Genomic DNA, 12,309 nt, shown 5'->3' on the forward strand with positions numbered 1-12,309 from the left:
AGGCGCGCGCCTCAAGTCAAAGTCCATTTTATGGGCTATCACTGTCGTTCACGACAGTGAGACATGAGGTCGCCCTGGAATGCCCGTAACGCCGCTGATTGCCTATGCGCATGTCGGCAAGAGTTTTGACAGTGGTCGCGTGGTGGCGGTCGACGACGTCTCGCTTGACGTGGCCGAGGGTGAATTCCTGGCGATCGTCGGCGGCTCGGGCTCCGGCAAGACAACGCTGCTGAGGCTCGCCAATCGCCTGATCGAAGCCGACCACGGCCGGATCGCCGTCGAAGGTGAAGATGTCAGCCGCGTCGATCCCATCCTGCTGCGGCGCCGCATCGGCTATGTCTTCCAGAGCGGTGGGCTGTTTCCGCATCTGTCCGTCGCCGGCAACATCGGCATCACGTCGAAGCTTCTCGGCTGGACGCAAGCGGAGATCTCGGCGCGGGTCGACGAACTGCTCGACCTTGTGCGGCTCGACCCCTCACAATATCGCGAGCGTATGCCGCACGAACTCTCCGGCGGCCAGCGTCAACGCGTCGGCGTCGCGCGTGCGCTGGCTGCGAAGCCGCGCATCGTGCTGATGGACGAGCCGTTCGGCGCGCTCGATCCCCTCACCCGCGACGCGCTCGGCGACGATTATCGAACGCTGCACCGCGAGCTCGGCCTGACCACGGTCATGATCACCCACGACATGACCGAGGCGTTGCTGCTGGCCGACCGTGTCGCGGTGATGCGTGGCGGCAGGCTGCTGGCCCAGGGCACGCCGGCGGAGCTCTCGGCCAACGCCGACGCCTATGTCGGTGAACTGATGCGCACGCCGCGGCGGCAGGCGGAACGCCTGGGCGCTTTGCTGCCGCGGGGCGACACCGCATGAATCTATCAGCCGATCCGCGCTGGAGCGAGGCGCTCGCGCATCTGCCCGACTATCTCGGCAATCATGTGCGGGTCAGCGTCGCCGCGCTGGCACTCGGGCTTCTGATCAGCATGCCGCTTGCGATCATCGCCCGTAACCGGCCGGTGCTGCGCACGACGTTGCTCGGGCTTGCCAGCATCGTGCAGACCGTGCCCGGTCTCGCGCTGCTCGCGTTGTTCTATCCCCTGCTGCTGGCGCTCGCCGCGTTGACCGCGGCGTGGCTCGGCTTCAGCTTCTCCGCCTTCGGCTTTCTGCCGGCTGTGCTGGCGCTCGCGCTCTATTCGATGCTGCCGGTGTTGCGCAACACCATCACCGGCCTATCGGGGGTCGATCCGGCGGTGCTGGAAGCCGCCCAGGGCGTCGGCATGACGCCACGGCAATCGCTCACCATGGTCGAGCTTCCGCTGGCGCTGCCGGTGATGATGGCCGGAATCCGCACCGCGGCGGTATGGGTGATTGGCACCGCCACCTTGTCGACGCCGATCGGCCAGACCAGCCTCGGCAACTATATCTTCGCGGGATTGCAGACCCAGAACTGGGTGTTCGTGCTGTTCGGCTGCTTCGCAGCGGCCGTGCTCGCGCTTGTGGTCGACCAATTGCTGGCGCTGATCGAGAACGGCCTGCGCAATCGCAGCCGCGTCCGGACGGCGCTCGGCGGGCTTGGTATTGCCGCCCTGATCGCGGCGACGCTGGTGCCCGCGATCGCGCGCCCGCATGCGGGCATCGTCGTCGGCGCCAAGACGTTCACCGAGCAATATGTGCTGTCGGCGTTGATCACGCAGCGGCTGCAAGCGGCCGGCCTTCCGGCCACGACCCGCGCCGGCCTCGGCTCCAACGTGATCTTCGACGCGCTCACGGCCGGCGATATCGATGTTTATGTCGACTATTCCGGCACGCTGTGGGCCAACCAGTTCCACCACACCGACATCAAACCCCGCGCCGAGCTGTTGGGCGAGTTGCAGACGACGCTGGCGAAGCAAGACATCACGCTGCTCGGCGAGCTCGGCTTCGAGAATGCCTATACGCTGGTGATGCCGAGGAAGCGCGCCGAAGAGCTCGGCATCCATTCGATCGCCGACCTCGCCTCACGCGCCGCCACGATGTCGATCGCCGGCGACTATGAATTCTTCTCGCGGCCGGAATGGGCCGGCATCCAGAAGGCCTATGGGCTGACGTTCCGCGCCCAGCGTCAGATGCAGCCGGATTTCATGTATGCGGCGGTCGCCTCCGGCGAGGTCGACGTGATCGCGGGCTACACCAGCGACGGACTGATCGCGAAATACGATCTTGTCACGCTCGAGGACAACAGGCACGCCATCCCGCCCTATGACGCCATCGTGCTGCTGTCGCCAAGGCGACGCGACGACGAGACGCTCAAGGCGGCGCTGCGGCCGCTGCTCGGCAGGATCGATATTGCCGAGATGCGCGAGGCGAATCTGCGCGCGTCGGGCAATGACGCATCATCGTCGCCCGACGCCGTGGCGCGCTGGCTGTGGCAGAAGGTCGGGCCGCATTGAGCGGCCGCGCTCTCCACCTCAGGCCCTGACTTCCTGGCGCTGGAACAAGACGTAGCCGGCGACGAACAGCACGATGGTGCAGGCGATCAGGCCGACCGTCTGCGGCCAGGCGATCATCACGCTCTGGCCGAACGGCAATGGGGCGCCCATCACCGCGCCGCGGATCTGGTCGAGGAACACCGGGCCGAGTGTGCGCGTGGTCGGCGACAGCACCGCCAGCATCGCCTCGCCGAACAGATCATTCGGCGAGAAGCGCTGCAGCAGCTGGGTCCAGATCGCAGTGCCCGGCGTATCGAGGCCGAGCGCGGCAAAGCGCGGATCGGGCGGCACGATGGCCTGCGCGATCGCCGGCGCCAGCATCGGCCACAGCACGGTCAGGAACAACCAGATGCCGAGCGCCACCAATGCCGCGGTCGCCGGCGAGCGGAACACGATCGAGAGCAGCATGGCGAGCGACAGCCATACCCCGGCATAGACGATCGCAATGACCAGGAAGGCGAGCGAGCGGGCAATCTCCTCGCCGCCCGGCGGCACGCCGAGGAAGATCAGGCCGAGGCCGATCACCAGCAGCCACAACGCAGTGAGGCTGATCGCGATCGTCGCGATCCCGGCGAGATATTTGCCGAGCAGCAGCGCGTCGCGATAGATCGGCTGCGCCAGGATACGCGACAGCGTGCGCCGGTTGTGCTCGCTGTTGATCAGGTCGAAGCCGAGTCCGATTGCCATCAGCGGGATCAGGAAGCCGAGGATGGCGACAAAGGACGGCAGCGGCGCCTGGCTCACCGTGAACAGCCGCAACAGCAGGAATGGATCCTCCGCGGTGTTCTGGCGAAGTGCGGCGATCGCCTCATAGAGCGCCGCCATCGCGGTCAGCACGATCAAAAGCTCGAGCATCAGCATGCGGACGCTCGAGATGTTGTCCGACAGCTCCTTGACGAAGACGGCACCAACGCCCTGGAATGCTGAACCCTCACGCCGCATCGCGCACGCCTCCTGACGGGGTGGCCTGGAAATAATGGGCGTAGATCGCCTCCAAGCTCGGCTCGTCGACCGAGAGCCGCCGCAACGCGCCGTCGGCCGCGACCACCGCGCGCGCGGCATCGGCCCGGACGTCGCGGTCGGCGGTCATGCGGAAGCGGTCATCGGCAAGCGTCTCGACATTGCCGACGCCCGGGATCGCGGCAAGCCGTCGGGCTATCCCCGCGCCATCGGCTTCGACCTCGACGACGAAGCCCGCACCCAGCACCTGCACCGAGAGCTCGGCCACCGAACCCATCATCGCGATCTTTCCGGCCCGGAACAGCGCGACGCGATCGCAGACCCGCTGCACCTGGTCGAGCATATGCGACGACAGCAGCACGGTAACGCCCTCGGCCTTCAACTCCCTGATCAAGTCGAGGAATTCAATCGTCGCCTGCGGGTCAAGGCCCGAGGTCGGCTCGTCGAGGATGGCGATCTCGGCGCGCTTGACGATGATCTCGGCAAGCCCAAGCCGCTGCCGCATGCCGCGCGAGAAGGTCGCAACCCGCTTGTCGGCGACGTCGAGCAGACGCACCCGGGTGAGCGCCGCCGCGATCCGCCGCGAGCGTTCGGCCATCGAAAGGCCCATCAACTTGGCGGCGTAAGCGAGGTTCTCCACCGCGGTCAGGTGATCGTAGAAGCCGACGGCGTCGGGCAGGTAGCCGACCCGCCGCTTGACCTGCAACGGCTGCCGCGCCGGATCGAAGCCGAGCACGCTGACCCGGCCGGCCGAGATCTCGGTGAGGCCGAGCATCATCAGGATGGTCGTGGTCTTGCCGGCGCCGTTCGGGCCGAGCAGCCCGAACACCTCGCCCTTGGCGATGTCGAAATTGATGGCGTCGACGACGCTGGTCTTGCCGTAGCGCTTGGTGAGATCGCGTGCCGCGATGACGGCCTCCGGCCGTGTTGCAGCACTGTTGTTCTGCTGTTCGCTCATCGACGTCCGAACCTCGCAACCGCACCCAGCATCAGCAGCAGCGCGACGCCGATCACGCCGGCTCCGGCCATGCCCCAGACGGTGGATGTGCTCACCGTGACGCGGAACTGGCTCGACGCCGTCTCGCCGCGCGAGGTGGCGCGCACCGCGAGCTGGTAGTCGCCGGCGAGCGACTTGTCGCTCGGCGTCACCAGCGCCTGAACCTCGGTGTCCTTGCCGGGCACCAGACGCTCGATCTTGGCGGGCTGGAACGTGACCTTCCAGCCGCTCGGCGCCGTCGCGGCGAGTTCGATGTTGTCGGCCGGCGCGGTGCCGCTGTTGGTGACCACGACCGGGATCGTGCTCTGCTCGGCGGCGACCGCACGCGCGCTCAACAGCCCGTCACGGCCGGAGAGCTGAAGCTGCGGCTGGCCCGCGACATCGAGTGCCACCTCGGTCTGCGCCGACGCATCCTCGGCGTTGACCGTGACCTTGACCGGGAAATGCCCGGCACCGATCGCGCTCGGCGGCCGCACCTTGAGCTTGATGTCCTTGGACTGCCCGGCATCGATCGGGATCGACGACAGTTCCTGTGTGCCATAGGCCTCGGTGAACGAGGTCTCGAAGTTTTGCGGCGCCGCCGCGGCGAAGCTTGCGACCAGGTTGCGGCCGCTGTCGTTCTTGATGGTCAGGGTGTATTCGAAATTCGATTTCGGGCTGCCGCGCAATTCGGGAAGCTTCGACGTCACCGTCAGCTTTGCCGGCAGTTCCTTGGCGAGCGCGACCACGATCGGCAACGTCGCCTCGCTGCCTTGCCCTTCGGCCTTCACCGTCAAGGTCTGCTCGGCGAGCGAGGCGTTGGCGGGCACGTCGAGCCGAAGCTGCAGCGGCACGCTGGAGTCTGGCGCCGGCATCGCGGCCGCGACCGGCTGGCCGCCGCCGAGCAGCGTCGCGGTCCAGCCGCTCGGCACGCCCTCGACCGATAGCTTGTAGCGCTGCGGGCCGAGATCGTAGTTCTGCAGACGCAGCGAGATGTTGGAGGTGGTGCCGGGCCTGATGGTGACGGCCGGATAGTCCGTCATCATGTAGAGCCCCTTGATGTCGTGAGGCGGCTCCGCGGCGGAGGCTGAGCGAATGGCAAGGGGGATAGCAAGTCCGAAGGCGACGACAAGGCGCGCAACATCGAGCGCTCGCATGGGCAAACACTCCTGCAAGAAGGGCGGGATTGGCTGACTTGACGCTGCGCGCTGATGAACACCGTAGCAGCGGCGCGACAGATCATCGCAACAATCGTGACGAAATCTCGGCGACGTAATTACAAATGAGTAATGCGCGCGGTTTCGCGCGGGCGACCTTCGTCTACCGACGTTAGTCTAGTTCACGACGCGATCGCTATGATGTGCGGAGCGGTTGCTCAACGAGAGCAATTGCGATTGGCGACAATGGATCGCTTCCGCCCTGGCCGAAGGCCGGCGAAGCATGCTCAAAGTCCCTTGATGATCCCCGCGTCGATCAACAGGCGGTTGAAGCGGCGTGCTTCTGCGCCGTCCTTGCAGGAATAGAACACGCCGTTGCAGCGAAGCATGATCGCCTTCTGCTCCTCGAACGACGGATCAAGCGGAATGCCCGCAGCTTCCTGAATCACCAGCGGCAGATAGGCGGCGTCGATCGTGTCCATCACCGCCGGGCTCTTCACCGGCTCGAAGTTGATGGCGTCGATCGCATAGTAGGTCGCGTAGTAACGCGGATCGTAATCCATCAGCTTCTTGCCGATACCGGCCTCGTCGAGATCGGGATCTAGCAGCTGCGGCGAGAATTCCGGCTGATGATCGCCGTAACGCACGATCAGGAAAGGCTGCGCCGGAAACTTCTTCTTCAGCGCCGCGACGAAGCCGGCATAGTCGCCAGCGCTCATCGCCTGCCGGCGCAGATATTCGTCGACGGCGGGCGTGTTGCCCGGCCGCTTCCACGACGGTAGCAACTCGGGATGGAATTTGGTTTCCCAGGGGAAATGATTGGCGGCGAGATAGACGAAGGCGAACAGCGGCGTACCTGACGTCTTCTGCTCGGCCATCAGCTTCAGCGCCTTGTCGTAGAAGAAGCTGTCGGGCTCGACGTCCTTCGCATGCAGGTCATGCGCGTCGTAGAAGCGCTGGATGCCGGTCGTGGTCTGGAAGTTGCGTGCGCTCATGAAGGCGCCGAATGCGGGATAGAGCGAGAGCGTGTCGTAGCCGCAGCGGCGCAGGGCCAACGGCAGGCCGCGCTCCACGCGTCCCGATGCGATGCGGGTGACGAAATAGGAGAACCGGCCGAACGAGCGCGAGGACAATCCCGCAAGCACGTTGTACTCCGTGAACCAGCTCGGCCCGCCATTGCTCTCGGCGAGGAATTTGCGCTCGATGCCGTCATAGGACTTGAACTGGCTGCCATAGCCCGGCGGCACCTTGACGCCGGAGGCCGCGCGGATGTCGAAACTCGATTCATCATGGATCATGATGATGTTCGGCCGCCGCCCGGCGGGATGGCAGGCATCGACCAGGGGCATCTTGAGCTGGTCGCTCGCGGTCGGATCCGACTCCATGAAACCGTAGGCGACGAAATCGGACACGGCCGTGACGCCGGAGCGCGCGAACTTCGAGAGATAACCGTCGTCGTAATAGCCGCGCCAGGCTTCGTCCGGCCAGGCGAAGGCATAACCCGAGAGGGCCGCGGTGCAGGCGAGGCAGGCGGCCGCAGCCGGCAGGCGGCGGATGCGGAACGGATCGAGCCACCACAGCGCGTACATCAAGGGCAGCGTGACGAGGCCGGCGCCGATGATCGACCAGCGCAGGCTCGGGAAGATCGTCAGCAGGAACGCCGCGGTGTCGCGGTCGATCACCATCAGGTCGACGAAATTCGCGGTCATCTGCACCACGTCGTGCTTGAAGCGCGACAGCAGCACCAGCACCACGACCAGCGTCAGCGACAGCGCGCCCGACAGCGCCGGCCGGCGCAGCAGCGCGATGAACAGGAAGTTCAGGATTCCCCAGGTGAGCAGGAAGCAAAGCCGCGAGCCGAAATCGGTCTCGGTGCGCAGCATCAGGATCAGCGCGCCGAAATGCGGTGCCGCGACCGCCATCAACCGCCAGATGCCGAGCGCGGCAAGACCGCCGGCCAGTGCGGCAACGGAGGAGTTTTGCTGAGGCGCGGGCGCCATGGGCGGGACGCAATACAACCCGGCGCAATGCCACCGCCTTGACTGGCAACGGCCAGGAGGCATGCGGCACAGCCGGTGTCTGGGCCGCGTCACAAAACCGTAATTGAATCGTCATGAACGCGCAATGAATTTGCCGCGCCCAGCCTGGCCGCGGCAGGCAGCGCGCGTGCCCTTAAACTTTGGCGGCCGGCGCGGCGTGGCTCGCGATGCCCGCGATGAAGAGATCGACGATGTCGGCAGCCATCTGCTCGACCTCCGCATCGCCGACACCCCAGCGCGGCAAATGGCCGTCGATGTGCATCCGCGCGAAGCCATAGACCAGCGCGCGGCCGCCGATCTGGACCTGCCTGAGGTCGCGCGTCCCGAGTTGGCCAGCTGAAAATGCCTCCGCCAGCGTGCGCTCGGTCAGGCCGATCAACTCGGCATTGTCGCTGGAGACGGCGGCCGAGCGGTCGTGGTCGAAGAAGCGGCGGCTGGAGATGATCTCGAAATGGGTCGGGTTCTTCATCGCCCAGCGCAAATAGGCGATCCCGAGATGGCGGAAGCGGCCGAGCGGATCACCTGCCGGCGCCTCGGCCAACGCCGCCTCGATCTCGGCGCGAAAGCGGCGTTGCGCCTCCTCCGCCACCGCATTCATCAGCGCGTCCCGGCTCGGGAAATGCCGGAACGGCGCGCCCGGCGAGACCCCGGCCCGGCGCGCGGCCTCGCGCACGCTGACCGCCTCCGGCCCGCCCTCGCCGACCAGTTGCATGGCGGCATCGATCAGGACGCGGCGGAGATCTCCGTGGTGATACGGCCTCGCCGCCTGCGCCCGCGTCGCGACCGGACGCGGCTTGGCGGACCGACGGCCGGTGGACGAGCTTTTGGCGGGGCGGCGCATGGCGCACCACTAGCATCACCCGCTTGTGAATGTAAGCGATGATTACACGGATTGACCGCGCGCGGGCGCGAAATGTAACTGGTGATTACATGAACGGGAGGCGGGATATGGCGACGCATCGCAACTGGTTCGAGGGCTGGCGGCTGTTTGGCCTGCTCACGCTCACCCTGATCGGGCTTTCGATCTGGATCGCCGCGATGCGGCAGTTCGAGGTCGAGGGCGTGCGGATGGTGATCCGCTTCACGGCGCGGACCTCGCTCTTGTTCTTCTGCCTCGCCTTCTCGGCGGCGGCGCTGGCGCGGCTGTGGCCGAACGCCTGGACGCACTGGCAGTGCCGCAACCGCCGTTACCTGGGCGTCACCTTCGCGGCCTCGCACGCCATCCATGCGGTCGCGATCGCAGGCTTCGCGACGCTCGATCCGCCCGGCTTCGCCGCCGCGACCTCGGCGGTCTCGTACATCTTCGGCGGCATCGGCTATGCCTTCATCATCGCGCTGACCGCGACATCATTCGATCGCACGGCTGCGATGCTGGGCCCGCGCGCCTGGCGCCGGCTGCATCTCATCGGCGGCTACTATCTGCTGCTGCAGTTCATGGTCTCGTTCGGCAAGCGAATTCCCGAGATGCCGCTCTACGCGCTGTTCCTGTTGCCGCTTGCCGCCGTGTTCGCGCTCAGGATGATCAGCATGGCCGCGCGGCCTGCGCCGCGTCAGGCGCGGGCGAGCTGAGATCGGGCCACCTCACACCAGGTGAAACTTGCGGCCGAGCTGGCGATGAACCGACAGCACCGCGCGGTCGACGTCGCTGATCAGGCTGTCACCGAGCACGACGTTCGGAATTTCCCAGTTGCGCCCGACCTGCGCATCGGGCAGCGCGGCGATCGCCGGCACACGCGCGGTTTCGCAGCCGGGCTGGGCGCGCAGCGCCTCCTCGGCAAGCTGGGTCAATTCGTCCTGGCTCTTTCCATCAGTCATGACCTCGGTCCTGACTCCGGAAGATGGCTCACTGATGGCCAAGATTCTCCAGTTCCTTAGCGCGGGCTTCGGTCATGCTGCGCATGCATTCGCCGGCATCGAGCCGGGCGATGGTGCCCTCGCCGAGGTCGTAATACAGGCAGTTGGCGTCACGATACTGGATCCATAGCCGCTGCGCGGTGCGCAGCTGTTCGCGCTGCTTGTCGTCGGCGGCATCCTTCAACGCCTTCTGATAGGCGACGTTCATCCGCTTGTCCAACTGCGCGGTCTTGGCCTTGAGGCATTCGACCATCTGGTAGGTGCCGCCGTCGCAGGATGGCTCGCCAACGCTCTGATCGCCGGCGCGAACAACCGGCGCGGTGAAGGCGATGGAGACGGCCGCCAGAACGGCCATGAGCCTGCACGCGCCTGTCGTGACAGCCGATGTCATGCCACTTCCCCTGTTCGATCGATCCTGTCGTCGCAGCATACATGAGTGCCGCCGCGGTGCATCCCGTCACCGCCGGCCGCGCCGCGGCTGGCCTTCCCGGTCCGCGCAGGATATTTCATATGCATGGAGGGACCATGCGGCGCGCCGTGACGCCTGTGATCGTCTTGGCGGTGTTCGGCCTGCTCGTCGGTGGGCTGTTTCGCTATGCCTTCGATGAGTCCGACGAGGCCTCCGTCTCGAATTATGTGCGCAGCGCCCTCGACGGCGCAGCCCTCACGGTGATCGTCTGGGCGACGCATCTCCATCTGGCCGCACGTGGTGGCTGGCTGCGACGGCAATCACTCATCGTCGAGCTGATCGGCCGCTCTGTGATCCTCGCCGTCACCGTTGCGGCCGCCGCGATCGTGCTGGAAATCGTGCTCTACGGGCATGGGCTCGAAGCCAAGTGGATGCGCGAAACCTTCCTGAAGATCATTGGCGTCGGCCTGCTGCTGTCGATCCCGATCACGACGATCTACGAGTTGGTCCGGATGATCGGCGGGCATACGCTGCTCGGCATCGTGCTCGGACGCTGTCGGCAGCCGGTGCGCGAGGAGCGCGTGCTGCTGTTTCTCGACCTGGTCGGCTCGACGACGCTAGCGGAGTCGATGGGCGAGCTGCGCGTGCAGGAATTGCTGACGCGCTTCTTCTTCGACATCGACGATCCGATCGTGTCGCACGGCGGCGAAGTCCACGCCTATGTCGGCGACGAAGTGATCGTGACCTGGCCGGCCAATGCCGACGGGCGATCGCGGCGGTATCTCGATTGCGTGTTCGCGATCGAGGATCGCCTCGCCAAGCGGGCTGATCAATATCGCAAGGAGTTCGGCGTGGTGCCCGCGTTTAGGGCCGGGATGCATGCCGGTCCGGTCGTCATCGCGGAATGCGGGGACTCGCGGCGACAGATCGCCTATTTCGGCGACACCGTGAACGTGACGGCGAGGCTGCAGGCGCATTGCAAGGAGGCCGGCCGGCCGCTGCTGGTATCGGGCGACCTGCTCCGCCTGCTGCTGCCGGACCGGGATTTAGTCGTCGAGCCGCTCGGCTCGACGCAATTGCGCGGACGTGCCGCGTCGATCGACATCTTTTCCGTCGCGCGGCGCGTATCGTCCTAAACGATCTCTTAAAATCCAGCGGCATCAGCTTCCGCTGAGCCGAAAGCGCGCATTGAAGCGAGTCCGGTCGCAGCCTGTTAAGGATGCGACGCACACCGTATTTGCACCGGGTTCCACCTTAACGCAGGTGTAAGACCGCGCCCCGCATGGTGCGCAGGCAGGTGTCATTCAACAAAAACAAGGTTGCCCATCGATGGCGCAACAGGCGTCACAATCGATTATTGCCGAACTCGAGGATGCGGTCCGGGACGGGACATCAGCCAAGCGCGTGCAGACGCTGCGGCAGGTCACCGATCTGTTCCTGAACGACGGCGACCGCCTCAACGATGAACAGGTCAAGGTGTTCGACGACGTGCTCTGCCTCTTGGTCGCGCGCGTCGAGACCCGTGCGCGGGCCGAGCTCAGCAAGCGGCTCGCACCGCTCGACTATGCGCCGTTCGAGGTGATTCAGCACCTCGCCTGGGACGACGACATCAGCGTCGCCGGCGACGTGCTGACCCACTCCAGCCGCCTCTCGAACGACGCCCTGCGCGAGATCGCGAGCAGCAAGGGCCAGGACCACCTGTTCGCGATCTCCGCGCGGGAAAACCTGCCGCCTTCCGTCACCGACGTGATCATCGACCGCGGCGAGGACAAGGTGATCCGGCGTCTCGCCAAGAACGCCGGAGCGCAGTTCTCCGACAACGGCTATTCCAGCATCGTCGCCCGCGCCGAAGGCGACGACGAGCTGGTCGAGATCCTCGGTCTGCGCATCGACATTCCGGCCAAGCTGCTGCGCGACCTGCTGCAGCGCGCCAAGGATACGGTGCGCGCCCGTCTGCTTTCGATCGCGTCGCCCAGGGCGCGCGAAGAGATCAGCCAGGTGCTGAACGACATCGCCCAGGAAGAGGCCGCGGCGCCGCGCCGCAATTACGGCATCGCCGAAGAGCTGGTCAAGCTGATGAAGCAGCTGAACGAGCTCGACGATGCGGCCGTCTACAAGTTCGCCGAAGAGGGCAAGCTCGACGAGGTCACGGTCGCGCTTGCCGTGCTCAACGACATGCCGATCGCGATGATCGAACGCCTGATGCTCGGCCTGCGCTCCGACCTGATCCTGATCCCGTGCCGCTCGGCGCGGCTCAACTGGCCGACGGTCGAAACCATCCTGCGCAAGCGGCCGCTGCCGCTGCCGCTCGACAATGCGACGCTCGAGATCGCGCAGCGCGACTACCGCCGGCTCTCGCTGGAAACCGCGCAGCGCACGGTGCGGTTCTGGCAGCTGCACAACAGGATCGAGAAGCAGCCGATGGCGGCGGGATAGGCTGCCGCGCCTCTG

At 66.0% G+C, this 12,309-nt stretch carries 12 protein-coding genes; 5 read left to right on the forward strand and 7 right to left on the reverse strand.

Annotated elements, in window-relative coordinates; all coding sequences use genetic code 11:
- Positions 1-79: 79 nt before the first annotated feature.
- Together ACE10X_RS31895 and ACE10X_RS31900 are read left to right on the forward strand one after the other, a co-directional pair.
- Positions 80-868 carry an ATP-binding cassette domain-containing protein gene (locus ACE10X_RS31895; protein ID WP_038383381.1) on the forward strand — a complete coding sequence of 263 codons (789 nt, stop codon included), beginning with the start codon at positions 80-82 and terminating at the stop codon, positions 866-868.
- The gene (locus ACE10X_RS31900; protein WP_038383380.1) at positions 865-2,424 is read left to right on the forward strand and encodes a glycine betaine ABC transporter substrate-binding protein; all 1,560 of its coding nucleotides are present in this window, start codon (positions 865-867) and stop codon (positions 2,422-2,424) included. The genes ACE10X_RS31895 and ACE10X_RS31900 overlap by 4 nt, the downstream gene beginning before the upstream one ends.
- An 18-nt stretch (positions 2,425-2,442) precedes the next feature.
- Here ACE10X_RS31900 and ACE10X_RS31905 read toward each other — a convergent pair whose 3' ends face one another.
- From ACE10X_RS31905 to ACE10X_RS31925, 5 genes are all read right to left on the reverse strand, one after another.
- Positions 2,443-3,405, reverse strand: a complete 963-nt coding sequence (locus tag ACE10X_RS31905) for an ABC transporter permease (protein WP_038383379.1) — start codon at positions 3,403-3,405, stop codon at positions 2,443-2,445.
- Positions 3,395-4,381, reverse strand: coding sequence for an ABC transporter ATP-binding protein (locus ACE10X_RS31910; RefSeq protein WP_304557621.1), 987 nt, complete (start codon positions 4,379-4,381; stop codon positions 3,395-3,397). The genes ACE10X_RS31905 and ACE10X_RS31910 overlap by 11 nt, the downstream gene beginning before the upstream one ends.
- Positions 4,378-5,556 carry an NEW3 domain-containing protein gene (locus ACE10X_RS31915; protein WP_304557620.1) on the reverse strand — a complete coding sequence of 393 codons (1,179 nt, stop codon included), beginning with the start codon at positions 5,554-5,556 and terminating at the stop codon, positions 4,378-4,380. The genes ACE10X_RS31910 and ACE10X_RS31915 overlap by 4 nt, the downstream gene beginning before the upstream one ends.
- A 287-nt stretch (positions 5,557-5,843) precedes the next feature.
- Entirely contained in the window at positions 5,844-7,556 is a 1,713-nt protein-coding gene (locus tag ACE10X_RS31920; RefSeq protein ID WP_038383373.1) for a sulfatase-like hydrolase/transferase, read from the reverse strand.
- A gap of 172 nt (positions 7,557-7,728) precedes the next feature.
- Positions 7,729-8,436: a TetR/AcrR family transcriptional regulator gene (locus tag ACE10X_RS31925; RefSeq protein WP_038383372.1), complete on the reverse strand. Its 708-nt coding sequence runs from the start codon at positions 8,434-8,436 to the stop codon at positions 7,729-7,731.
- A 107-nt stretch (positions 8,437-8,543) separates the two neighbouring features.
- Between ACE10X_RS31925 and ACE10X_RS31930 the strand changes: the two genes are divergently transcribed.
- Positions 8,544-9,164, forward strand: coding sequence for a hypothetical protein (locus ACE10X_RS31930; protein ID WP_038383371.1), 621 nt, complete (start codon positions 8,544-8,546; stop codon positions 9,162-9,164).
- Positions 9,165-9,176: 12 nt separating this feature from the next.
- Here ACE10X_RS31930 and ACE10X_RS31935 read toward each other — a convergent pair whose 3' ends face one another.
- Together ACE10X_RS31935 and ACE10X_RS31940 are read right to left on the reverse strand one after the other, a co-directional pair.
- The gene (locus ACE10X_RS31935; RefSeq protein ID WP_038383370.1) at positions 9,177-9,410 is read right to left on the reverse strand and encodes a hypothetical protein; all 234 of its coding nucleotides are present in this window, start codon (positions 9,408-9,410) and stop codon (positions 9,177-9,179) included.
- Positions 9,411-9,438: 28 nt separating this feature from the next.
- A complete protein-coding gene (locus ACE10X_RS31940) occupies positions 9,439-9,804 on the reverse strand; it encodes a lysozyme inhibitor LprI family protein (protein WP_375763373.1) in 366 nt (121 codons plus the stop codon).
- Between the two features lie 170 nt (positions 9,805-9,974).
- On the opposite strand from ACE10X_RS31940, the gene ACE10X_RS31945 reads away from it, so the two are divergent.
- Complete coding sequence (locus ACE10X_RS31945; RefSeq protein WP_375763374.1) at positions 9,975-10,994, forward strand: adenylate/guanylate cyclase domain-containing protein; 1,020 nt, start codon at positions 9,975-9,977, stop codon at positions 10,992-10,994.
- A 193-nt stretch (positions 10,995-11,187) separates the two neighbouring features.
- Positions 11,188-12,294, forward strand: a complete 1,107-nt coding sequence (locus ACE10X_RS31950; RefSeq protein WP_069277951.1) for a DUF2336 domain-containing protein — start codon at positions 11,188-11,190, stop codon at positions 12,292-12,294.
- The last annotated feature ends 15 nt before the right edge of the window (positions 12,295-12,309 follow it).

The sequence above is a fragment of the Bradyrhizobium sp. Pha-3 genome (assembly GCF_042258325.1).
GTDB classification, from domain to species: Bacteria; Pseudomonadota; Alphaproteobacteria; order Rhizobiales; family Xanthobacteraceae; genus Bradyrhizobium; species Bradyrhizobium elkanii.